The organism is Streptomyces sp. NBC_01016 (genome assembly GCF_026341035.1).
Lineage (GTDB): Bacteria > Actinomycetota > Actinomycetes > Streptomycetales > Streptomycetaceae > Streptomyces.
Genome location: NZ_JAPEOQ010000002.1, coordinates 3,604,996 through 3,628,392, shown reverse-complemented (window position 1 = coordinate 3,628,392; position 23,397 = coordinate 3,604,996). Strand labels below are relative to the sequence as shown.

Annotated in this window: 19 protein-coding genes and 1 pseudogene; 9 read left to right on the top strand and 11 right to left on the bottom strand. The window is 70.1% G+C overall.

The genetic code is table 11. The features are described 5' to 3' along the window. Positions 1 to 92: 92 nt before the first annotated feature. Together OG746_RS43215 and OG746_RS43210 are read right to left on the bottom strand one after the other, a co-directional pair. Positions 93 to 1,364 carry an MFS transporter gene (locus tag OG746_RS43215; RefSeq protein ID WP_266724755.1) on the bottom strand — a complete coding sequence of 424 codons (1,272 nt, stop codon included), beginning with the start codon at positions 1,362 to 1,364 and terminating at the stop codon, positions 93 to 95. Between the two features lie 257 nt (positions 1,365 to 1,621). Then, complete coding sequence (locus OG746_RS43210) at positions 1,622 to 3,007, bottom strand: amidohydrolase family protein (protein ID WP_266724753.1); 1,386 nt, start codon at positions 3,005 to 3,007, stop codon at positions 1,622 to 1,624. Positions 3,008 to 3,341: 334 nt separating this feature from the next. Here OG746_RS43210 and OG746_RS43205 point away from each other — a divergent pair, with 334 nt between their 5' ends. The 5 genes from OG746_RS43205 (at position 3,342) to OG746_RS43185 (ending at position 7,576) form a co-directional block, all read left to right on the top strand. Continuing rightward, positions 3,342 to 4,223, top strand: coding sequence for an IclR family transcriptional regulator domain-containing protein (locus tag OG746_RS43205; protein ID WP_266724751.1), 882 nt, complete (start codon positions 3,342 to 3,344; stop codon positions 4,221 to 4,223). Between the two features lie 75 nt (positions 4,224 to 4,298). Beyond that, positions 4,299 to 5,495 carry a CaiB/BaiF CoA transferase family protein gene (locus OG746_RS43200; RefSeq protein ID WP_266724749.1) on the top strand — a complete coding sequence of 399 codons (1,197 nt, stop codon included), beginning with the start codon at positions 4,299 to 4,301 and terminating at the stop codon, positions 5,493 to 5,495. Continuing rightward, complete coding sequence (locus OG746_RS43195; protein ID WP_266724747.1) at positions 5,488 to 6,384, top strand: citryl-CoA lyase; 897 nt, start codon at positions 5,488 to 5,490, stop codon at positions 6,382 to 6,384. Before OG746_RS43200 ends, OG746_RS43195 begins: the two co-directional genes overlap by 8 nt. 3 nt (positions 6,385 to 6,387) lie before the next feature. Beyond that, a complete protein-coding gene (locus tag OG746_RS43190; protein ID WP_266724745.1) occupies positions 6,388 to 7,251 on the top strand; it encodes a dioxygenase family protein in 864 nt (287 codons plus the stop codon). Positions 7,252 to 7,378: 127 nt separating this feature from the next. Beyond that, entirely contained in the window at positions 7,379 to 7,576 is a 198-nt protein-coding gene (locus tag OG746_RS43185; protein ID WP_266724743.1) for a hypothetical protein, read from the top strand. A gap of 7 nt (positions 7,577 to 7,583) precedes the next feature. Here the strand turns inward: OG746_RS43185 and OG746_RS43180 are convergent, their stop codons facing one another. Continuing rightward, the gene (locus OG746_RS43180; RefSeq protein ID WP_266724741.1) at positions 7,584 to 8,282 is read right to left on the bottom strand and encodes a hypothetical protein; all 699 of its coding nucleotides are present in this window, start codon (positions 8,280 to 8,282) and stop codon (positions 7,584 to 7,586) included. Positions 8,283 to 8,508: 226 nt separating this feature from the next. Between OG746_RS43180 and OG746_RS43175 the strand changes: the two genes are divergently transcribed. Further along, positions 8,509 to 9,654: a serine hydrolase domain-containing protein gene (locus tag OG746_RS43175; protein ID WP_266724740.1), complete on the top strand. Its 1,146-nt coding sequence runs from the start codon at positions 8,509 to 8,511 to the stop codon at positions 9,652 to 9,654. Positions 9,655 to 9,733: 79 nt separating this feature from the next. Here OG746_RS43175 and OG746_RS43170 read toward each other — a convergent pair whose 3' ends face one another. From OG746_RS43170 to OG746_RS43140, 7 genes and pseudogenes are all read right to left on the bottom strand, one after another. Then, on the bottom strand, positions 9,734 to 12,193 hold the full coding sequence (locus tag OG746_RS43170) for a GcvT family protein (RefSeq protein ID WP_266724739.1): 2,460 nt from the start codon (positions 12,191 to 12,193) through the stop codon (positions 9,734 to 9,736). 181 nt (positions 12,194 to 12,374) lie between these two features. Next, positions 12,375 to 12,515, bottom strand: a pseudogene (locus OG746_RS43165) (S-(hydroxymethyl)mycothiol dehydrogenase); the annotation flags it as partial. Positions 12,516 to 12,727: 212 nt separating this feature from the next. Then, positions 12,728 to 13,402: a GntR family transcriptional regulator gene (locus tag OG746_RS43160; protein WP_266724737.1), complete on the bottom strand. Its 675-nt coding sequence runs from the start codon at positions 13,400 to 13,402 to the stop codon at positions 12,728 to 12,730. Positions 13,403 to 13,514: 112 nt separating this feature from the next. After that, the gene (locus OG746_RS43155; RefSeq protein WP_266724735.1) at positions 13,515 to 14,708 is read right to left on the bottom strand and encodes an NAD(P)/FAD-dependent oxidoreductase; all 1,194 of its coding nucleotides are present in this window, start codon (positions 14,706 to 14,708) and stop codon (positions 13,515 to 13,517) included. After that, on the bottom strand, positions 14,705 to 15,025 hold the full coding sequence (locus tag OG746_RS43150) for a bifunctional 3-phenylpropionate/cinnamic acid dioxygenase ferredoxin subunit (protein WP_266724734.1): 321 nt from the start codon (positions 15,023 to 15,025) through the stop codon (positions 14,705 to 14,707). The genes OG746_RS43155 and OG746_RS43150 overlap by 4 nt, the downstream gene beginning before the upstream one ends. 28 nt (positions 15,026 to 15,053) lie before the next feature. After that, positions 15,054 to 16,196, bottom strand: a complete 1,143-nt coding sequence (locus tag OG746_RS43145; RefSeq protein WP_266724732.1) for an aromatic ring-hydroxylating oxygenase subunit alpha — start codon at positions 16,194 to 16,196, stop codon at positions 15,054 to 15,056. A 115-nt stretch (positions 16,197 to 16,311) separates the two neighbouring features. Further along, the gene (locus OG746_RS43140) at positions 16,312 to 17,409 is read right to left on the bottom strand and encodes an S-(hydroxymethyl)mycothiol dehydrogenase (protein ID WP_266724730.1); all 1,098 of its coding nucleotides are present in this window, start codon (positions 17,407 to 17,409) and stop codon (positions 16,312 to 16,314) included. Between the two features lie 432 nt (positions 17,410 to 17,841). Between OG746_RS43140 and OG746_RS43135 the strand changes: the two genes are divergently transcribed. After that, positions 17,842 to 18,639 (top strand): IclR family transcriptional regulator, encoded by a 798-nt coding sequence (locus tag OG746_RS43135; protein WP_266724728.1) that lies wholly within the window; start codon positions 17,842 to 17,844, stop codon positions 18,637 to 18,639. On the opposite strand, the gene OG746_RS43130 is transcribed toward OG746_RS43135, so the two are convergent. Then, complete coding sequence (locus tag OG746_RS43130) at positions 18,627 to 20,933, bottom strand: FdhF/YdeP family oxidoreductase (protein WP_266724726.1); 2,307 nt, start codon at positions 20,931 to 20,933, stop codon at positions 18,627 to 18,629. The genes OG746_RS43135 and OG746_RS43130 overlap by 13 nt on opposite strands. Before the next feature lie 167 nt (positions 20,934 to 21,100). On the opposite strand from OG746_RS43130, the gene OG746_RS43125 reads away from it, so the two are divergent. Together OG746_RS43125 and OG746_RS43120 are read left to right on the top strand one after the other, a co-directional pair. After that, a complete protein-coding gene (locus OG746_RS43125) occupies positions 21,101 to 22,006 on the top strand; it encodes a LysR family transcriptional regulator (RefSeq protein WP_266724724.1) in 906 nt (301 codons plus the stop codon). Between the two features lie 155 nt (positions 22,007 to 22,161). Next, positions 22,162 to 23,388 (top strand): sarcosine oxidase subunit beta family protein, encoded by a 1,227-nt coding sequence (locus tag OG746_RS43120; RefSeq protein WP_266724722.1) that lies wholly within the window; start codon positions 22,162 to 22,164, stop codon positions 23,386 to 23,388. Positions 23,389 to 23,397 lie beyond the last annotated feature (9 nt).

Here is a 23,397-nt window from a genome sequence, read left to right as displayed (position 1 = left end):
GGCTGCCTCCCCTTCGGCGCGGACGTCCGGTCCCAGCATGCGGCCCGTCCGCGCCGAAGGCGAGCACCCTGCGCGGGTGCCGTCAGGGGCCCTCAGGCGAGCCGCGAGCCCTTGCGCTCCGGGATGACGAACATGGCGAGGATGTCGGCGACGTAGATCGCGGACAGCAGGCCGATGGCGACGGCGAAGCCCCACCGGTCCGCGCACAGGGCCACGACGACGGGCGCGAAACCGCCCACCGCACGGCCGATGTTGAACAGGGTGTTCTGCGCGGTGGCCCGCACCTGCGTCGGGTACAGCTCGGCCATCAGAGCGCCGTAGCCGCCGGTCATGCCGTTGGCGAAGAGGCCCATCACGGCGCCGCCGACGAGCAGCGCCCAGGGCGAGACGAGCTGGCTGTACGCGAGGACGGAGACGGCCGCGCCGACCTGGAAGAGCCAGAACGTCCTGCGGCGGCCGAGCCGGTCGGCGAGTTCACCGAAAAGAAGAATCCCGAGCGCCATGCCGACGACGGTGACGGCGGTCCAGCCGGAGGACTTGGTGAGGCTGTAACCGAACCGCTCGCTCAGGTAGGTCGGCAGCCACGTCATGATGCCGTAGTAGCCGAAGTTCTGGACCGAGGTCAGGACCAGGACGCCGAAGCTGGCGCGGGCCGTGGGCGCGTCCTTCACGAGCAGTTTCAGTGAGGCGAGCGTCGACAGGCGCGCGCCCTCGCTGCGGCTGCGCGTGAAGTGCTCTGGCTCGTGCAGCCGGGAGCGGAGCGCGATGGCGACCACGGCGGGCACCGCGCCGATCAGGAACAGTCCCTGCCAGCCCCATGCGGAGAGCACCGGCGCCGAGATGAGCGCCGCGGCCAGCACACCGGCCTGGAAGCCGAGCGCGACCAGCGACGTGGCGCGCGCCCGCTTCTTGCTCGGCCACGCCTCGGCGGCGAGCGTCATGCCGATGCCGAACTCACCGCCGATGCCGACGCCGGCCAGGAACCGGAACGCGGACAGTTCCCCGTACGAGGTCGCCAGCGCCGAGAGGCCGGTGAACACGGCGAAGAAGATCACCGAGTAGGTGAGGACCTTCACCCGCCCGATCCGGTCGGCGAGCATCCCGAACCCGAGTCCGCCGACGACGGCGCCGATGAGCGTGATGGTGGCGAGCGAGCCGCCCTGCGCCTTGTCCAGGCCCAGGTCGGCGGAGATGGCGGAGAGGGCGAAGCTCAGGATCAGCAGGTCGAAGCCGTCCATCGCGTAGCCGAGGGAAGAGGCGAACACCGCCTTCTTCGCGTAACGGCTCGGCTTGTCACCGCCGTCCGCACTGTCCACCGGGCCCGCGGCGCTCGGGGTCGCGGCCATCTCATCCAGTTGTGTCATGTGGCTTGGTTCCGTCGTTCCGTCGCGCGAGGTGGACTGGGGCAGGCGCCGGGGCGGGCGGCCTGCCCCACCCGCTCATGCCGACGTCCGGACACGGCGCGACCGGGGGCAAATACGGTCGTGGCATCCGGAGGACGGAAGAAGGGATGGTGGCGTCGACGGTCTCCATGGGGACCGTGCTCGCACCGGCAGGGTGAAAGTCTTTCACACCGCATTCGATGCCCTCGACGCGGCCTCCGTCCGGCCGATCGGGGACCTCACCGGCCGTGGGTCGTTCCGGACCGGAAGTCGGTGTACGTGTACGGGTTGTCGAGGATCTTCGCCTCGGGAACGTCGGGGTTCATTCCGGCCCGCCACGCCTCCTCGCCCAGCGTCGACCGCAGGTGCTCGACGGCGCCCTCGGCCTCGCGTCGCACGGCGGCGAGGTCGATGTCGACGAGGCGGTGCTCGTGCTTCACGACCCGCCCGTCGACAAGGACGGTGTGCACATCACCGCGCTGAGCCTGGAAGGCGATGTGTCCGTAGGGGTTGAGAAGCGGGAAGGAAACAGGTGAGTGGTCGTTCTTGACGAGGACGAGATCGGCCTTCTTGCCCTCCGCCACGCTGCCGAGGTCACGGTCACGGCCGAGCGCTCGCGCGCCGCCCGCGGTCGCCCACTCCACGACCTGCTCCGCCCGCAGCGCGCAGTGCGTGACGGTCTCCCCCAGCGCGTGCGCCTCCAAGTGCTCGCGGGCCCGGTCGGCGCCCAGCGTCGTACGCATCGCGGAGAACAGATCGCCGCTCCACCACACGCTCGTATCCATCGACAGGGACACGGGGATGCCGTGGGCGCGCAACACCCACGTCGTCGGATAGCCCTGGCCCGCGCTCTGCTCGCTCTCCGTGGAGACGGACACCGAGCCGCCGGTCGCCGCGATGCGGTGGTACGAGTCCGGTGACAGCGTCGCCGCGTGCACGTACACCGTCTCGGGTGTCATGAAGCCGTGCTCGTGCATGAGGCGGATGCCGTCGTCATTGGTGGCGCCCCACACCCCTGCGTGCGTGGTGACGGGTACGCCGAGTTCGCGGGCGGCCTCGAAGGCGGGCTTCTCGGGGAAGGCCGGGTCGCCCGTGACGTCAAAGGCGAGCTGGAAGCCGAGCATGTCGTCGGCATCGGCGATGTGCCGACGCGCGAAGGCCCGGAAGTCCGGGGCCGTGGCCCATTCGGCGGGCGCCTGCTGGATGTTCCCGTAGGCGAGGACGTACCGGCCGGGAACGGAGCGCAGCGCGTCCACGGCGGCCTCGGCGTGCGCGGTGCTCTGCAGCCCATGCGACCAGTCGACGACCGTCGTGACTCCGGCGTCGAGCGCCTCGACGGCGGCAAGCAGGTTGCCCGCGTGGATGTCCTGCGGGCGAAAGGCGGTGCCGTGTTCGAGGTAGTACCAGACGAAATACTGGGTGAGCGTCCAGTCGGCGCCGTAGCCGCGCATGGCGGTCTGCCACATGTGCCGATGCGTGTCGATCATGCCGGGCATGACGATGCCGTCGGTGGCGTCGATCTCCAACGTGCCGTCGGCTACCGCGAGTTGAGGCCCGACGGCGGCGATGCGATCACCGATGACCAGCACATCGGTGCCGGGGAGGACCCGACGGGCGCGGTCCATGGGCAGGACGGTGCCGCCGCGCAGGACGACGGGCCGTCCGGGCGGGAACGATTCCGGCGGGTTCGAGGGGCTCGACGGGTTCGTCGGGTTCGGTGGGTTCGGTGGGTTCGGTGGGTTCGGCGGTTCCGAGGGAGCTGAGCGATGCATCATCGGTCTCCTCTCCGGCACTCCGGACCTCTCTGGATCGGTCCGGACCCGCATCGACCCCTGTCGGACGAGCGTCCGTATGCCGGTCGGCCATTGCCACCGATGCTGATGAAGGCGCACCCTGCTGTCAATCCCCATGGAACAGTGGGGAGTTGGATCGATTGGCCCATGGCACGGAGGAGCCGCCATGCCACGCGAAGGAACCGGCCCGGACTTCATCGAGGCGTTGGCCCGCGGTCTGGACGTGATCACTGCGTTCCGGCCGGGCCGCCCGGTGATGTCGCTCGCCGAGGTCGCGACCGATACGGGCCTCGCCCGCCCGACTGCGCGCCGCATCCTGCTGACGCTGACCGAACTCGGCTACGTCCGCCAGTGCGCCGCCGGCTTCGCGCTCACGCCGCGCGTGCTCGACCTCGGGGTCGCCTACGTCCGCTCGATGGGCCTGTGGGACGTGGCGCGCCCCCATCTGGAACGCCTCGTCGAGCAGACCGACGAGTCCTGCTCGATCGCGCAGCTCGACGGTTCGGACATCGTCTACGTCGCCCGGGTGGCCCGCCCGAAGATCGTCACGCTGTCCGTGCAGATCGGCACCCGCTTCCCCGCGCTCCAGACCTCCCTCGGCAAGGTACTGCTCGCCGCGCTCGCCCCGGACGAGGCGGCACGGGTTCTCGCCGAGCCGAGCCGCTCGGGCCTCACTCCGCTCTGGCGCCCCGAACGCGCGGAGTGGGAGGCAGAGTTGTGTGACGTACGCGCCCGCGGCTGGGCCCTCACCGACGAGCAGCTCGCCCGCGGCATCCGTTCGGTGGCGGCACCCCTGCGGGACGGCACGGGCCGCGTGATCGCGAGCCTCAACGTCAACGCGCACGCGGCCGAGACCCCGGTCGACGTCCTGGTGCACGCCCACCTGCCGCGCCTGCTGCACGCGGCGGGAGAGATCAGCCTCGACTTCGCGCGGATGGAGTCGGTCCCACACCAAGCCCCTGCAGGGGGCACCTCCCAGCGTCAGCTGGGGGAGATTGAGCAGCGGGGCCCGGGGCAGAGCCCCGAGAGCGCACCCACCACTCCGTGACACCCACCCCCACCGAGCTCCCGCATCCCCCACACGGACAAGTGTCCGCCCCTCGGACACGGAGAGGCCGACTCCATGCCACCAAGCACCGCACCCGATCAACCGCCCACCAAAGGACCGCTGTCCGGCATCCTCGTCGCCGACTTCTCCCGCATCCTCGCGGGCCCGTACGCGACGATGCTGCTCGCGGACCTCGGCGCCGACGTCATCAAGGTCGAGGGCCCGCGCGGCGACGACACCCGCACGTGGATGCCCCCGGTCCACGACGGCGTCTCGACGTACTACCTGGGCATCAACCGCGGCAAGCGCTCCCTCTCCCTGGACCTGCGGGACGAGTCCGATGCCGCGCTCGCGGCCGAACTCGCCCACCGCGCCGACGTGTTGATAGAGAACTTCCGCCCCGGCGGCCTGGACCGCTACGGCCTCGACTTCGAGACGATCCACGCCGCGAACCCCCGCCTCGTCTACACGTCCATCACCGGATTCGGCACCGGCGCGGGCCGTGACGTCCCCGGCTACGACCTGATGGTGCAGGCCATGTCCGGCCTGATGAGCCTGACCGGGGACCCGGAGGGCCCGCCCTTCCGGGCCGGCATCTCCGTGTTCGACGTCATGGCGGGCAACCACGCCGCCATCGGCATCCTCGCGGCGCTGCGCCACCGCGATGCCACCGGCGAGGGCCAGCACGTCGAGGTGAACCTCCTCTCCTCGGCGCTCACCGGTCTCGTCAACCACAGCTCCGCGTACGTCGCCGGAGGCACGGTCCCCTACCGCATGGGCAACGCCCACCCCAGCGTCTTCCCGTACGAACCGCTGCCGACGGCCGACCACGACCTGATCGTCGCCGCCGCCAACGACGGCCAATTCCGCACGCTGTGCTCCGTGTTGGGCATCCCGGATACCGCCGACGACCCGCGTTTCGCCCGCAACTCCGATCGCACGTCCCACCGCGACGAACTGCGCCCGATCCTGGTCGAGCGCCTGGCCACGCGCGGCGCGCACGAATGGTTCACGCTGCTGGTGAAGGCCGGAGTCCCGAGCGGCCCGATCAACACGATCGACGGCGGCTTCACGATGGCCGAGGAGTTCGGCCTCGACCCGGTCGTCACCGTCGGCGAGGGCGACCGCGCCCTGCCCACGACCCGCCACCCGATCCGCTTCTCCGCGACCCCTGCCACGTACCGCCTCCCACCGCCCGAACTGGACGAACACGGCGAGGAGTTGCGCACATGGCTGACCAAGCCCACCCCCACGGAGCCCCCACATGCCTGACCAGCCGAAGCACCCGAAACACCCCAATCAACCGAAGCAGCCCAACCAGCCCACCCACCCCACATCCACCACACCCCCCTCCTACCCCACAGCCCTGGGCGCATCGGGCCCGAAGCGGATCACGCTCCTCGGCCAGGACCTGGCCGAGGACATCATGGGCTCCGTCGGCTTCGGTGAGCTGGCGTTCTGGCTGGCCACGCAGCGCCGCCCGAGCCCCGGCGAGACCCGCGTCTTCGAGGCGGTCCTGGCCGCGCTCGCCGACCACGGCTTCACCCCGACCGCGATCGTCTCCCGCCTCACGTACCTCTCCGCCCCGGACTCGGTCCAGGGCGCCCTCGCCGCCGGACTGCTGGGCGGCGGCTCCCGCTTCCTCGGCGTCACCGAGGACACGGGCCATTACCTCGCCGCAGTGGTGACCTCACTCGGCACCGAGCACCCGGCCCCCGACGACCAGACAGCCTGGGACTCGTTGGCGCGCCGCACGATCCAACACACCCACTCCGCACACGAGTTGATCCCGGGCCTGGGCCACCACCTCCACAAGGAGGGCGACCCGCGCACCCAGCGCCTCATGGACATCGCCCGCGAGGAGGGCCTCTTCGGCCCGCACCTCACCCTCTTCGAGGCCATCGGCCGGACCCACCCGAGCGTCCTCGGCCGCACGCTCCCCCTCAACGGCGCCGGGGTGTGCGGAGCCGCCCTCGCCGATCTGGGCCTCCCGCTCCCCCTCCTACGCGGCTTCGCCCTGCTCGCCCGCACCGCGGGCCTGATCGGGCAGCTGGCGGAGGAGATCCGCACGCCGGTCGCCCGGGACATCTTCGCCTCAGTGGAACAGCACAGCACTCCGATCCCACCAACTCCCTTGCCCTCCGCCTCCCCGCAGGAGTAGCCCGTGTCCACCGACGAGCACGACCTCACCCAACTGGCCGTCGACCGCTGGTCCACCGCCGATTCCCCGCGCCTGGCCGAGCTGCTGACCTCCCTCGTTCGCCACCTCCACGCGTACGCCCGCGAGGTGAACCTGACGGAGGACGAGTGGGCGGCCGCGATCACCTGGCTCACGGAGGCCGGCCGGCTCAGCGACGACAAACGCCAGGAACTCGTGCTGGCCTCCGACGTGTTGGGCCTGAGCATGCTCACCGTGGAGCTCGGTCACCGCTTCTCCGAGCGTGCCACGCCCGCCACGGTCCTCGGCCCGTTCCACATCGACGGCTCCCCCGACGTACCCCACGCCCACGACATGTCGGACGGCCTCCCCGGCACCCCGCTCTTCCTCACCGGTACGGTCACCGACACCGCGGGCAGGCCACTCCCCCACGTCGTCCTCGACGTATGGCAGGCCGACACCGACGGCGCGTACGAGTCCCAGGTCCCCGAGGTCGACGAGGCCCGGCTGCGCGCGAAGTACACCACCCGCGAGGACGGCACGTACTGCATCCGCACCGTCGCGCCCCTCGGCTACGCCATCCCCATGGACGGCCCGGTGGGCGAGCTCATCCACAGGACCCGGATCAGCCACTTCCGCCCGGCCCACGTGCACTTCCTCATCGACCACCCCGGCCACCGCAAACTGATCACCCATCTGTTCCGGGAGGGCAGCCAATACCTGGACAGCGACGTCGTGTTCGGCACGAAGGACCCCCTGGTCGTCCCCTTCACGGAACGCGACCCGTCCTCCGCCCCGCCGCCAGACGGCAGCAAGCTCACGGAGCCGTACCTTCAGGCCGAGTACACCTTCGTATTGGAGCCGGAGTAGCGCACAATCCAGCACCCGCCGCTCGCTCGGGACTGTGACGTGTGACTACGAATATCTCGTAGTCACACGTCACAGTTCCGCGGCCAGCACCGCCTGCGCCCCCTTGCGCGCGTGCAGCGCCGCGTCCGTGTCCCCCCGCGAACGTCGCGAGGGCCATCGCTCCGTCGAACAGCACGGCCAACTGGGCGCCCACCGCGACCGAGTTGCGCACGCCGGCGCCCTCCGCCAGTTCGGTGAGGAACGCGCGCAGGGCGATCCTGTGGGTCTGCACGGCGGTCACGACCATCGGCGCGGCCATCTGCTCAGCGGGGCACTGGTGGGCTGAGCCGCCGTCACGCTTCGCCGCTCGCGCGCCCGATCTGCCCGCGCAGCGCCGCCACGACGAAGCCCACCATGTTGGCGAGGATCAGCGCCGCGACGATCCCCCAGATGATCGGAAGCGACCGCGCGGGCCAGTCGTTGGCCGATTGCAGCCACAGGATCAGGATGGCGGTGACGCCGAGTGGGATGCCGTGCAGGCGCACCATTCTCCCGGCCGCTTCGTGGCGCCGGTTGCCGCGGGCGAACGCCGACCACAGCGCGCCGACCAGGGCGGCCGCTCCGAACGACAGGAACGCGAGCGCGCCGCCGAGGCGGTCCGTCGGCCAGTCCAGCGGGCCCTCGGTGGTCTCCTGGTGCTCACCCTCGGTGTCGCGCAGGTCGACGACGTCGCCGCGCCAGATCAGTCCGACCACCTTGTCGTGCGGTTCGATGCCCGATGCGACGGGGTTGTAGTTCCGGAAGTTCACATGCCACGGCTTGCCGGAGGGCAGCAGCAGGTCGGCCTCCGGCGACTTGTGCCTCGATCCGCGGTGCAGGTCCACGCTGCGTACGGTGAACTTCTGCTTCCACCGGCAGTCCGACACCTCGACCGGGGCCGAGGCGCACACCGGCGCCGCCCGGAACTCCCGCTCCCGTTCCTGCGCCGCGCGGAACTCGGGGATCATCGCCGCCCCGACGGCGAGCATCAGCACCGCGCACAGCAACCACATGACTGTCCGCGCGCCTCTGTCCCTTGCGCCTGCCACCCCGCCACCCGCCCTTCGCTACGCCGACCCGCGCGGCGGTCCGCGCGACATCCCACTCCCTCGGCCCGGATATGGGAACACATGGTGATTCGGGCGAACCTCGCAGGGTTCCGGTGGAACTCCACGCAGCCTCTTGACACGTGCAAGCGCCGGTGATCGGTTGGGCGCACGCGCGGATCGAGGGAGAGCGATGAAGCTGTCGGAGCTGCAAGGGCCGTTGTCCGGACGGGCCGATGCCGGTCTCGAGGAAGTCGTCGACCGGCTGGACCGGCTGCTGTCCGCCGATCCCGACCTCTCGATCCAGATCGCGGCGTACGTGGACGGGCAGCTCGCGCTCGACGCATACGGCGGGCCGCATCTGGGACGTGACTCGCTGATCGTGCCGTACTCGACGTCGAAGAACATCATCGGTGTCTCGGTCGGGCTCCTGGTCGAGCGCGGGCTCCTGGACCTCGACGCGACGGTGGCCTCGTACTGGCCCGAGTTCGGACAGGCCGGGAAGGAGCGGGTCACCGTACGGCAGCTGCTCTCGCACCAGGCCGGGCTGCCGGAGGCTCAACCCGGGCTGGCCTGGGACGAGTTGCTCGACCATCACAAGGGTGCCGAGCGACTGGCCGCGACACGGCCGCTGTGGCATCCGGGGTCGGCCTTCGGCTACCACGGCCTGACGATCGGCAACTTGGCCGCCGAACTGGTCTTCCGGATCACCGGGCGCACGCTCCACGACTTCTACGAGGAGGAGATCCGCCGCCCGCTCGGTGCCGCGTTCTACCTCGGTCTCCCCGAGGGGCAGGGGCTCGAGGAGCGGCGCGTGGACGTTCTGCCGATGATCCCGCCGCTCGGCGAACACCCGAAGCCGCAGGGCCCGCCGCACGCGATGCAGCGGCTGACCTTCGGGCCCCGGCCCGGCGCGCCCGTCCATCTCGCCAACGACGAGCAGTCCTGGCGCTTCGGCCACCCCGCGGGCTCGGCGACGGCCGACGCCCTCGGCATCGCCACGCTGCTCGCGGCCGCGGTCACGGGTGTCGAGGGATCCGCGCCGCTGCTGAGCCCCGACACCGTCGCCACGGTCGGCCAGCAGCAGGTCCGCGGCTACGACGAGGTACTCGACCAGCACGACCGCGCACACGCCGTCATCTTCCAGAAGCCGAGCAAACAGCTGGCGTGGGGCGGCCCGCGCAGCATCGGCCACGACGGCGCGTGCGGCTCCCTGGGCTGCGTCGACCCGGACACGGGTGTGGCCTTCGGCTACACGATCGCTCGGGGCCCGTGGCCGGGCGGCGCGGATCCGCGGGCGGTCGAGGTGGCCCGGACGATCGGGGACCTGATGGCGTGATCCGGCGCCGCTCGGTCGCCGACCAGGTGGCAGGCGCACACGTCTGCCACCGACGGCTACACCGACGTCGCGACCCCCCTCACCGGCGGATTCGCGTCATCTCCGGGTCGAACAGCGGCTCCGCCGCCGTCGTCGCCGCCACCCGGTCACCGAAGTAGCCGATCTCCACCCGTGTTCCGGGTTCCGCGTGCTCGGCCGGGAGCCAGGCGTAGGCGATCGGGCGGCCGAGGGTGTAGCCGTACGCGGCGCTGGTGACGTAGCCGCAGGGGTGGCCGTTCACGTGGACCGGTTCGTGGCCCATGACCACCGAGCGGTCGTCCTCGATCAGGAGGGCCGTGAGGCGGCGGTCCACCGTGTCCTTGGTGACGTCGACGATCGCGTCGCGGCCCACGTAGTCGCCCTTCTTCTTGCGGACGGCGAAGCCCACGCCGGCCTCGTAAGGGTTGTGCTCGCTGGTCATGTCGTGGCCCCAGGCGCGGTAACCCTTCTCCAGGCGCAGGGAGTTGAAGGCGCTGCGGCCCGCCGCGATCACGCCGTGGTCCTGTCCGGCCCGCCAGAGCGTGTCCCACAGGCGCAGGCCCAGATCGGCGGTGGTGTACAGCTCCCAGCCCAGTTCACCGACGTAGGACAGGCGCATCGCGGTCACCGGGACGTTCCCGACGAAGGCCTGCTTCGCCTTGAAGTAGCCGAAGTTCTCGTGCGAGAAGTCGGCGTCGGTGAGGGGCTGCACGAGGTCGCGGGCGCGCGGGCCCCATACCCCGATGCAGCAGGTACCGGCCGTGATGTCACGGACCTGCACGGTGCCGTCGGCGGGCAGGTGGCTGCGCAGCCAGGCGAGGTCGAGGTTGCTGTTGGCGCCGACCTGGAAGCGGTCATCGGCGAGCCGGGCGACGGTGAGGTCGCTCAGTACGCCGCCCGCCTCGTCGAGGAGAAGGGTGTACGTCACTGCGCCGACTGCCTTGTCCAGCTGGTTCGTTGAGAGGCATTGCAGGAACGTCAGGGCGCCCGGTCCCGTGACTTCGAGGCGCTTGAGCGGGGTCATGTCGTACATCGCGACCCGCTCGCGGGTGGCCAGTGCCTCGGCGCCCGCGACGGGTGACCAGAAGCGGGAGGCCCACTCGTTCCGCTCGCTGATGTGGGACACCTCGGGGAGATCGGCGTTGGCCTCGTACCAGTGCGGGCGCTCCCAGCCCGCGCCCTCCAGGAACACGGCGCCGAGCTCCTGCTGGCGTATGTGGAAGGGGCTCACGCGCAGCGGGCGGGGGCGGTTCGGCGGCTGGAGCGGGTGGACGATGTCGTAGACCTCGGAGAAGCTCTGACAGCTGCGCTCGTGTACGTAGTCGGGGGCGAGCTGCACGTCCTCGAAGCGGTTGATGTCGCAGCCGTGGACGTCGACGCCGGGCCGGCCCTCGACCATCCACTTCGCGACGGCCCTGGCGACGCCCGCCGAGTGGGTCACCCACACCGCTTCGGCCAGCCAGAAGCCGGACACCGTCGGGGACTCGCCGATCAGGGGCATGCCGTCGACGGTGAACGAGAACAGGCCGTTGAAGCCGTCGGCGATGTCCGCGTCGTTCAACGCGGGCAGCAGCCTGCGGGTGTCGGCCCAGGCGCCCTCGAAGTCGGCCTTGGTGAAGTCCAGCTTCGAGGGCTGGTCCGGGCTGTCGGCAGGGTGGGCGACGTCGTCGGGCGACAGGGGCATGGGGCGGTGGGCGTAGGAGCCGATGCCGATCCGGTCGACGAGTTCGCGGTAGTAGAGGCCGGCGTCCTGGTTGCGCAGGATCGGCAGGTTCGCCTCGTCCAACTGGCTGTTTCGGCCCTTGAGTTCGGTGACCGGTGTGGTGGTGGCGTACTGGTGGCCCATGGGGACGAGCGGCACGTCCTGGCCCACCATGCGGCCGATGCGTGGGCCCCAGAACCCCGCGCAGGAGACGACGATGTCCGCGGGGAAGGTGCCTCGGTCGGTGACGACGGCATTGACGGCTCCGCCGGATGTCTCGATGTCGGTGACGGTGTGGTGGCCGAGGAAGGTGGCGCCGCGGGCGAGGGCGCGGCGGGCCTGTGCCTCACCGATCCGCAACGCCTTGGCGAGGCCGTCGCTGGGGATGTGGTAGCCGCCGAGGATGGCGCCGGGGTCGAGCAGCGGGTGGAGTTTGGCGGACTCGTCCGGGTCGAGGAGGTGGCTCTCGACGCCCCAGGAGGTGAGCCAGCCGTGGCGGCGCTCAAGTTCCGCCAGGCGCTCCGGAGTTGTGGCGATCTCCAGGCCGCCGACCTGCCGGTAGCACCAGTCTCCGTCGAGGTCGAGGGCGCTCGCCTTCTCGACGGTGTAGCGGGCGAACTCGGTCATGGTCTTGGAGGGGCTGGTCTGGAAGACCAGGCCGGGGGCGTGCGAGCTGGAACCGCCGGTCGCGAAGAGGGGGCCCTGTTCGAGGACGGTGACGTCCGTCCAGCCGAGTGCGGTGAGTTCGTCGCTGAGCGAGCAGCCGACGATGCCGGCTCCGATGATGACCACCTTGGGCTGCGAAGACTGCGAGTTCATGGTGGGTCCTCCGGGAGTTCAAGGGTGCGCGAGGGTGCTGTGGGAGGGGGCGGGGGTGGAGTCGTCAGAGGCGGACGACCGAGCGCAGCACCTCGCCGCGGCTCATCCGGTCGAAGGCGCCCTGCACATCAGTGAGGTCGATCGTCTCGCTCACGAATCGACAGGCCAGACAACTGCCTCACACCGCCCGCCAGTTGAGGATGACGAAGTCCCCCTCGGCGACGTCCGTCACATCGGGGCCCGGATCGGGCACGGTCACGGTCTCCAGGGTCGCCGGTACGCCGGGGGCGCGGGCGACGACGGCCTTGACCTGATGGGGCATGGGGATCCTCCGAGCAGCGGCCCGTCATTGGGGCTTGTGGCGTTCGGGAGAAGTGCCGGCCGCCATCCTCGGCGGGAACGGCCGCGCGTTCACGTGGAGTTGACACGACAGTTGAGCGTGATTGATATACCAGCGATCGGCACACTAGAACCGCTGCGTGGCGGGCGTCAATGGGCCCCGCGATCCCCGGAGTTGAGGGGCAGTCGGCAGCGTCAGATGATCGAGCGGATCGCGCGCTCGAAGTTCTCCACGTGCTCGGCGGCCACGGTCGAAGCCTTGGCCTCGTCGCCGTCGATGACGGCCCGCAGCAACTGCCCGTGTTCGTGAACGTGTTGCTCGAGTCCGGCCAGGCGGTCGATGAACAGGCACCAGATCCGGGTGGCGAGGTTGTCGTAGTTGACCAGCGTGGCTTCGAGATACGGGTTGTACGTGACCGCGTAGACGGCGCGGTGCACCGCCATGTCGAGGCGGAGCAGGCCGATCTCGCCGTGCTCCGGCGCTCCCTGCGACTCCTCCTCCACGCGGATGAGCAGCTCGCGCAGCCGCTCCCGGTCCGCCGCGGTGGCCCGCTTGCTGGCGCGCGCGGCGGCGAGGGGTTCGAGCTCCTGGCGCACTTCGGAGATGTGGCCGAGGTCGGCGATCTGTACTTCGGTGGCGAAGGTGCCGCGCCGGGGGAAGGCGACAATGAGCCGCTCGATCTCCAGGCGCTTGAGGGCCTCGCGTACCGGGGTGCGGCCGAGGCCGAGGTCTGCGGCGAGACGCGCGTCGTGGACGGGTTCGCCGGGGCGGATCTGCAGGGTGACGAGCCGGTCCGTGATCTCCTGGTACGCCTGGTCGGCCAGTGTCGCGCCGTGCGACTGGCCCCCGGCGGCAGGCACAGATGCCATCTCGCCCCTCCCCTGACGTGTCCGCGATGAGACCTCACCGTACCGCATCCCTGCATTGATATATCAGGGGTGCGGAGCGGCGGGAGAGGCGAAGGCATGGTGGCGGGCCCGTTCAGACGACGGCGGGCGCGACCCTTTCCGTGGCGGGGATCAGGGTGCGGCGCAGGCGGTTGAAGATCTTGGAGCGGTTCATGGCGAGGACCGCGGTGGGCGCCCCGTCCTCCTTATAGAGGGCCGCGAAGGACCGGCTCTCGTAGGAGCCCTCGACGAGTTCGACCACGGCGCCGGGACCGACGCAGCCCGCGAGCTGGATGCGGACGTCGTACTGGTCGGACCAGAAGGACGGCGGGGTGGCCCGCGGGGTCGCGGACTCGCCGGTGAGCAGCGTGCGGGCCGCGGTGGCGGCCGACTCCGCGGCGTTCGACCAGTGCTCGATGCGGGCGTGCCGGCCGGTGAAGGGGTGCGGGCGGCGGGCCACATCCCCGACTGCGACGACGTTGGGGACGCTGGAGGCACCTCCCGCGTCGCACACCACGCCGTTGTCCACCCACACACCGGAGTCGGCGAGCCAGCCGTCGACCGGCCGGGCACCCACCCCGACGAGCACGATGTCCGCGGGCAGCAGCCGCCCGTCCGTGAGCCGCACCCCGGTGACCCGGCCGCCGCCGCTCTCCAGTTCCGCCACTCCGGTGCCGCACAGCAGGCGTACGCCGTGGTCGGTGTGGAGGGAGGCGCAGACGCGGCCCATCTCGGCGCCCAACTGGCGTTCCAGCGGGGTGTCCAGCGCCTCGACCACGGTGACGTCGAGGCCCAGATGGTGGGCGGTGGCGGCGACTTCGGCCCCGATGAACCCGGCGCCGATGACCACCATCCGGGGTACCCCGCCCACCAGTTCGGCGCGCAGACTCCGGGCGTCGTCCAGGGTACGCAGGGTGTGGACGCCGGCGAGGCCGTCCGTACCGGGGAGGCGGCGGGCGGTCGAGCCGGTGGCGACCACGACGCCGTCGGTGTCGATCCTGCGCCCGTTGGCGAGGATGACCGATGTGCTGGAGCAGTCCAGGTGTACGGCGCGTTCGCCCAACTCCCAGTGGATGCCCAGCTGTTCGTACTCCTCGGCGTCACCGAGTTCGAGGGCGTCGGCCGTGACGTCGCCCTTGAGGTAGGCCTTGGACAGCGGCGGGCGGTCGTAGGGGCGGTGCAGTTCCTCTCCTACGACGGTGATCTCTCCGTCGTATCCCTCGGAGCGCAGCGACCGGACGGCGCCGAGGCCGGCGAGCGAGGCTCCGACGACAGTGATGTGCTTCATGCGGGCTCCCCAACGGTGACGTGAAGCAGGACCTGACCGTCCTGGACGGTGACGTGGTGGGTGCGGACGGGCGTCTTCGCGGGCGGGCAGGTCGGGCGGCCGTCGCGCAGGTCGAACGACGCCTCGTGCAGGGGGCATTCGACGAAGCAGCCCTCGAGGAAGCCGTCGGCGAGCGAGGCGTCCTGGTGGGTGCAGGTGTCGTCGATGGCGTACACCGTGCCGTCCGCGTTGAAGACGGCGACGGGGGCCGGCACTCCCTCGATCACGCGGATGGACTCACCAGGGGGCAGATCTTCGATGCGGCACACCGGGATCATGGGGAACCTCCAGGAAACAAATGGACGGTCAATGGGCGCGCTGCGTGCCGAGCCGGGCCTGGAGCCAGGCGTGGAACTCGCCGATGTGGTGTTCGCTGGGGACGAGGACGCCGCCCTTGACGTAGGCGCGCGAACTCATCGCGGGCTGAGTGCGCTCGCAGGCGTCGAAGTCCTGCTGGTTGACGCGGTGGAACAGTTCGACGGAGCGCTCTATGTCCTTACTGCCCCCGCCGCCGTCCACGACCTGCGGCAGGTAGAGCCAGTCGCACTCGACGATCGTGCGGTCGTGGGAGATCGGGTACATCCGGTGGATGATCACGTGGTCCGGGACCAGGTTGATGAACACCTGGGGCCGCACGGTGATCGCGTAGTAGCGCCGGTCCTGCTCGTCGGCGACCGAGGGGATGCGGTCGAGCCCCTCGGATCCGTCGACGGTGAAGCCCCTGGCCTCGTCGGCGAACTCGGCGCCGTGGCCGACGAAGTACTGGGCCGCCAGTCCGTCCTTGAACTCCGGTAGTACTTCGGTGAGTTCGGGGTGGATGGTGGCGCAGTGATAGCACTCCATGAAGTTCTCGATGATGAGTTTCCAGTTGGCCTGGACGTCGTACGTGATGCGCTTGCCGAGGTCGAGGTCCTCGATCGCGTAGTTCTCGATGGCGTCGGCGCCGCCGAGGCGTGAGCTGACCGCGCCGATCACCTCGTCCTCGAAGGAGGGCGGCTGCTCGGCCAGGCACACCCACACGTATCCGAGCCACTCCCTGACGTGCACGGTGACCAGGCCGTATGCGGTGCGGTCGATGTCCGGCATCGACGTCAGGTTGGGTGCGGCGATCAGCTTGCCGTCGAGGCCGTAGGTCCAGGCGTGGTACGGGCACTGGAAGTTCCGCCTGACCTCACCGGACTCCTCGGTGCACAGCTTGGCGCCGCGGTGCCGGCAGATGTTGAGGAACGCGCGGACGGAGCCGTCGCGGGAGCGTGAGACGAGGACGCTCTCCCGGCCCACTTGGTAGGTGCGGAAGCTTCCCGGCTTGGTGAGGTCGGAGGCCCGGCTCACACAGAACCACATGGACTCGAAGATGTGCTCCTGCTCCTGCGCGAAGATCTGCGGGTCGGTGTAGTAGTCGCCGGGAAGCGTGGAGATCAGGCTCGGGGGCAGGCTCGTGATGCTCATCAGATGTCACCTCGGTAGATGTCGTACGGACATGCGGCAGGTGCCGAAGCGAAGCGAGTCGTGTGTGGTGTGTGGTGTGGGCCCAGAGGGCCCGGCGCTCAGAGGGCTCCCGCGCTCACAGCGTCACCACTGAGCGCAGTACGTCTCCGCGGCGCATGGCGTCGAACGCGGACTCCACCTCGTCGAGGCCGATCTCCTCGCTGACGAACGCGCCGAGGTCGAAGCGGCCCTGGAGGTAGAGGTCGATGAGGGCGGGGAAGTCGCGGGAGGGCAGGCAGTCCCCGTACCAGGAGGACTTGAGGGCGCCGCCGCGGCCGAAGACGTCGGCGAGCGGCAGTTCCAGCTTCATCTCGGGGGTGGGAACGCCCACAAGGACCACGGTGCCCGCCAAGTCACGGGCGTAGAAGGCCTGTTGGTAGGTCTCGGGGCGGCCCACGGCCTCCACGACGACGTCCGCGCCGAAGCCGCCGGTGAGGGAGCGCACCGCCTCGACGGGGTCGGTCCTGGAGGAGTCGACGGTGTCGGTGGCACCGAACCGCTCGGCCTTCGCCAGCTTCCGCTCGTCGATGTCCACGGCGATGATGCGGGCTGCGCCTGCGACCTTCGCCCCGGCGATCGCCGCGATGCCGACGCCTCCGCAGCCGATGACGGCCACCGAGTCGCCCCTGCCGACGCCTCCGGTGTTGACCGCGGCGCCGAAGCCCGCCATGACGCCGCAGCCGAGCAGGCCCGCCGCGGCGGCCGGTGCGGCCCGGTCGACCTTGGTGCACTGCCCGGCGGCGACGAGGGTCTTCTCGGCGAACGCACCGATGCCGAGGGCCGGCGAGAGCGCCGTGCCGTCGAGGAGGGTCATGGGCTGCGTGGCGTTGCGCGTGGCGAAGCAGTACCAGGGCCGGCCGCGTCGACAGGCCCGGCAACTGCCGCACACGGCACGCCAGTTGAGGATCACGAAGTCGCCGGGCGCCACGTCGGTGACCCCGTCGCCGACGGACTCGACGACGCCGGCGGCCTCGTGACCGAGCAGGAACGGGAACTCGTCGCCGATCCCGCCCTCCCGGTAGTGCAGATCGGTGTGGCAGACGCCGCAGGCCCGCACCTGCACCTGCACCTGCACCAGCGCCTCCCCCGGCCCGGGCTCCGGGACCAGGATCGTTTCCACGGAGACGGGGGCGCCCTGCTTGCGGGCGACCACTGCGCGTACCTCGTGAGTCACGGTTGAGCTCCTTGGGGTCTGTCGAGGGAGGCAGATGAGCCGTAGGGGCTGTGGAGGAGCTGTTCAGGAGAGCCGAACTCTGTTGCGCATGAAGAACCTTGACGCGTTCTACGCAACGCCCAAACTGTCGTCTCCGTCGACGGCGTGTGTCAAGGGGCATCTGAGATCTGTCGCGCGACACCTCAAATCCGCACGTCGGGGCGCCAGTTGGCGCGGCCGCGTGCGAGTCGACCCCGGCGCGCAGCGCGGACGTCGAGGCGCCATGCGCGGCGCATGACTTCCGCCGTCCCGGGTAGCCGCACTGGCTAGACGGGCTTTGTATGCCCTAATTCAGGAGGCACCACTTATAGGAGACGAGCGTGAAGATGGGGCCGAAGATCCGCTTCCGCATCGCCCTGCCGCCCGCCCGCGGACAGCGCCTATAGTCGCGCCATGAGAAAGCATGACGCAGACAGTGAGACATCGGGCTCGCCGGGCACAGGAGTGCAGTCCGTCGACCGTGCCGTGAGCGTTCTGGAGATTCTCGCGCGGCGCGGGGAAGCAGGCGTCAGTGAGATCGCCGCGGAAATCGACGTGCACAAGTCGACGGCCTTCCGTCTGCTGGGCGCGCTGGAGGCGCGCGACTTGGTCGAGCAGTCGGGCGACCGGGGAAAGTACCGGATCGGTTTCGGCATCGTACGCCTGGCCAGCTCGGTCACCGACAATTTCGATGTGACGCAGCAGGCCCGCCCGTTCTGCGAGCAGCTCGCGGAGGAATTCGGTGAGGCGGTCAACATCGCTATTCTGCAGGAACATTACGCGGTGAACGTCCTCCAGGTGCGCGGCCCGATGGCGGTCAGCACGCACAATTGGGTCGGCCAGCTCACCCCGATGCATGCCACATCCAGTGGAAAAATATTGCTCGCTCATGTACCGGAGCGGGAGCGCGCGGAAATGCTCGCGGCGTCCCATATGAAAAAGATGACACCGCACACCCTGACCGCCAAGGGAAAACTCGAGAGGGATCTCGCGCAGACGCTTGAGCGCGGATATGCGGTGACGCTCGAGGAATTGGAGCTCGGGCTGCACGGAATGGCCGCGCCCATCAGAAATGCACAGGGTGAGGTCATCGCCGCGATCAGTGCCTCGGGTCCCGCCTACCGGTTCTCCGAGGAGCGGATGCACGAGCTCTCCCCCACGCTGCTGCGGAGCGCGCAGGACATCAGCCGCAAGATGGGCTACCTCGACTGACCGGGGCCGTCCCCCTCGGCCGGTTCCATCCGGATGATCACGGCCTTGGACGTGGGGGTGTTGCTCTTCTCGGCGACGCTGTCCAGCGGGACGAGGACGTTGGTCTCCGGGTAGTAGGCGGCAGCGGAGCCCCGGGGCGTCGGGTAGCCGACGACGCGGAAAGCGGGCGCCGTACGCTCGCTGCCATCGGTCCACACGCTGATCAGGTCGACCAAAGTCCCCTCCGCGATGCCGAGTTCGGCGAGGTCCTCCGCATTGGCCAGGACGACGCGCCGCGCGCCCTTGACGCCGCGGTACCGGTCGTCCATCGCGTACGGGATGGTGTTCCACTGGTCGTGCGAGCGCAGCGTCTGCAGGATCAGGTGGCCGGGCGGCGCGGTGAGCCCGGTGAAGGTGTTCGCGGTGAAGACGGCGGTGCCGCTCGCCGTCTGGAAGACGCGCTTGTTGACGGGGTTGGGCAGGTTGAAGCCGCCCGGTTCCCGCACGCGCCGGTTGAAGTCGTCGAATCCCGGCACCACGTTCGCGATGTGCTCGCGAATGGTGTCGTAGTCGTTCTCGAATTCCTGCCAGGTGATCCCGTGCCGCTCGCCGAGGGTCCTGCGGGCGAGCCTGCTGATGATGGACACCTCGCTGAGCAGCGCGGGTGAGGCGGGCGCGAGCCGGCCGCGGGTGGCGTGCACGTCGCTCATCGAGTCCTCGACCGTCATGAACTGCTCACCGCCCGACTGAATGTCGCGGTCGCTGCGCCCCAGCGTGGGAAGAATCAGCGCGGTGCGGCCGCACACGGCGTGCGAGCGATTCAGTTTGGTCGAGATGTGGGCCGTCAACCGGCAATTGCGCAGGGCGCGTTCGGTCACGTCGCTGTCGGGCGTGGCGCGGACGAAATTGCCCGCCACCCCGACGAACACCTGGGCGCGCCCGTCGCGCATGGCCCGGATGGCGTCGACCGCGTCGGCGCCGTGCCGGGTGGGCGGGGCGAAGTCGAATTCCTTCTCCAGGGCGTCGAGGAACGACTGCGGCATGCGCTCCCACACGCCCATGGTGCGGTCGCCCTGCACATTGCTGTGGCCGCGCACCGGGCAGACGCCGGCGCCGGGCCTGCCGATGTTTCCGCGCAGCAGAAGGAAATTGACGACTTCGCGGATGGTGGGGACGCCGTGCTTGTGCTGGGTCAGGCCCATGGCCCAGCACACGATGACGTTCTTGGCGCCGAGCACCCGCTGGTGGACCTCTTCGATCTCCTCGCGCGTGAGTCCCGTGGCCTTGAGGACCTCCGCCCAGTCGAGTCCGCGGATGTTGTCGGTGAAGACTTCGTAGCCCGAGGTGTGGGCGTCGATGAACTCGCGGTCGAGGACCGTGCCGGGCGCCTTGTCCTCGGCCTCCAGGAGCAGCAGGTTCAGCGCCTGGAACAGGGCGAGGTCGCCGCCCGGCCGGATCTGCAGGAACTGGTCGGCGATCTCGGTGCCCCTGCCGATGACACCCCGCGCCTTCTGCGGGTGCTTGAAGCGCAGCAGCCCCGCCTCCGGCAGCGGGTTGACCGCGACGATCTTCCCGCCGCGCCGCTTGGTCTCCTCGAGAGCGGTGAGCATCCGGGGATGGTTGGTGCCCGGGTTCTGGCCGACGACGAAGACCAGGTCGCTGTTGTGCAGGTCGTCGAGGCTGACGCTGCCCTTCCCGATGCCCAGCGTCTCGTTGAGGGCCGAGCCGCTGGACTCGTGGCACAGGTTGGAGCAGTCGGGCAGGTTGTTGGTGCCGAAGGCCCGCGCGAACAGCTGGAGCAGGAACGCGGGCTCGTTGGCGAGCCGGCCCGAGGTGTAGAACAGCGCCTCGTCGGGGCTGTCCAGGTCATTGAGCTCGTCGGCGAGCAGGTCGAGCGCGCCGTCCCAGCCGATCGGCTCGTAGTGGTCGCTGTCCGGGTACTTGACCATGGGCTCGGTCAGCCGGCCCTGCTGGTTGAGCCAGTAGTCGGAGCTCTTCGCCAGCTCGCTGACCGGGTGCTCGGCGAAGAACTCGCGGGTGACGCGGCGGGTGGTGGCCTCGTCGGCGATGTGCTTGGCGCCGTTCTCGCAGTACTCGTTGCGGTGCCGCTTGTCCGGTGCGCCCTCGGGCCAGGCACAGCCGGGGCAGTCGATGCCGCCGTCCTGGTTGATGTTGAGCAGGGTCAGGGCGGTGCGCTTGGGCGAGGTCTGGCTCAGCGCGTACTGGAGCGCGTGGGCCACGGCGGGCGCCCCGGTGGCCCAGGTCTTGGGCTTGCTCAGGGAAAGATCCTCTTCGGGCTCTTCGATCGCGCGCACGCCCATCACCTCTACGTTTCCGACTCACCGGGAGACGGCACGCCCCCACCGCCCAGCATTCGTCCGCGCTCGGCCCACGGTCAAAGCGGAAAGTCCGATCGTTGATAGGCAGCTACGATCACGGGCGGACGTGAACCACCGAAGTCGGCCGGGAAGGGGGTGGGACGGTGCTCCTGCGCCAGCTCGAATACCTCGTCGCGCTCACCGGCACCGGCCACTTCGCCAAGGCCGCCGAGCAGTGCTTCGTGTCGCAGCCGACGCTGTCCGAGGGCATCCGCAAGCTGGAGACGGAACTCGGGGTGCCGCTGGTGCGGCGCGGCCGACGCTTCGAGGGGCTGACGGCGGAGGGCGAGCAGGTCGTCCTGTGGGCCCGCCGGATGCTCGCGGACCGGGACGCCATGCAGTCGGGGCTCGCCGCGCTGCGCGAAGGGCTGAGCGGGGAGCTGCGGCTCGGCGCCGTGCCCACGGCGGTCGGCGCGGTCGCCCTGCTCACGCAGCCGTTCTGCGCGGCCAACCCGCACACCACGGTGAACGTCCAGGCCGATCTCCAGGGTGACGACATCGTGCGCCGGCTGCGCGCCTTCGAGCTGCACGGGGCGGTCTCGTACCACAGCCGGAACCTGGATCTGCCGTTCGTGCCGCTGTACCGCGAGCGCTATGTCGTGCTCACCCAGGAGGACCCGGACCGCTCGGCGCAGGAGATCAGCTGGGCCGAGGCGGCCGCGCTGCCGCTGTGCCTGCTGCATCCGCGGATGCTGGGACGCCGGGTCCTGGACGACGTGTTCGCGGAGCTGTCCCTGTCGGTGGCGCCGCGCGTGGAGACGGACTCCATCGCCTCGCTGATCGCGCATGTGCGCACCGGCCAGTGGTCGAGCATCATCCCGCACACGTGGCTGCACGTCTTCGGGATCCCGGCCGGGATGGAGGCCGTGCCGCTGCACGGTCCGCGCCGCAGCGCGCGGATCGGTCTGCTGCTGCCGCCGCGCGATCCGCTGTCGGTGATGGAGCAGGCGCTCGCGGACCTGGCCCGCGCCTCGCGGATGCACACGGTTCTGGACGTGCTGCCGGGCTGAGAGTCCCCGCCGCAACTCGCCGCTTCGGCGCGGCGGTTGCGGGCTTGTTTTCCTCCTCCGGACACCATTGACGCGCCGCTGAGGCGCTGGCTACGGTGACGACGACCCGCCGTTGATATATCAGAGCGTCCCCAGTCGGTTTTCAAGGAGTCCTCATGACCCCCGACGCACGCGACCTGCCCGACCACCCCGACTTCCTGTGGCGCAATGCCGACCCGAAGAAGTCCTACGACGTCGTGATCGTGGGCGGCGGCGGACACGGCCTGGCGACGGCGTACTACCTCGCCAAGAACCACGGCATCACGAACATCGCCGTCCTGGAGAAGGGGTGGCTGGCCGGCGGCAACATGGCGCGCAACACCACCATCATCCGCTCCAACTACCTGTGGGACGAGAGCTCGGGCATCTACGAGAGCTCGCTCAAGCTGTGGGAGACGCTGGAGCAGGACCTCGACTACCCGATCCTGTTCAGCCAGCGCGGCGTCCTCAACCTCGCGCACAACCTCCAGGACGTCCGCGACAGCAAGCGCCGGGTGTACGCGAACCAGCTCAACGGCATCGACGCCGAGTGGCTGGAGCCGGACGAGGTCGCCAAGGTGTGTCCGATCGTCAACACCAGCCCGGACGTGCGCTATCCGGTGCACGGCGCCACGTACCAGCCGCGCGCCGGCATCGCCAAGCACGACTACGTGGCCTGGGGCTTCGCCCGCCGCTGCGACGCGTACGGCATCGACCTCATCCAGAACTGCGAGGTCACCGGCATCGATGTGAGCGGGGGCCGGGTCACCGGGGTGCGGACCACCCGGGGCCGGATCGCCGCAGGGAAGGTCGCGCTCGCGGCGGCCGGGCACACCTCCGTCCTCGCGCAGATGGTCGGCCTGCGGCTGCCGCTGCAGAGCCATCCACTGCAGGCGCTGGTGTCGGAGCTGTTGGAGCCCGTGCACCCGACCGTCGTGATGTCCAACGCGGTGCATGTGTACGTGTCCCAGGCGCACAAGGGCGAACTCGTCATGGGCGCGGGCATCGACAGCTACAACGGGTACGGGCAGCGCGGCGCCTTCCACATCATCGAGCGGCAGATGGCCGCCGCCCTGGAGCTGTTCCCGGTGTTCGCGCGCGCCCACATGCTGCGCACCTGGGGCGGCATCGTCGACACCACCCCGGACGCCTCCCCCATCGTCGGGCTCACCCCGGTCGAGGACCTGTACCTCAACTGCGGCTGGGGAACCGGCGGTTTCAAGGCGACGCCGGGTGTCGGTTGGGCGTACGCGCACACCATCGCGACCGGTGAACCCCATGACACCAACGCGCCGTTCACCCTCGACCGGTTCACGACCGGCGCCCTCGTCGACGAGCACGGCGCCGCCGCCGTCGCGCACTGAACACCCGCC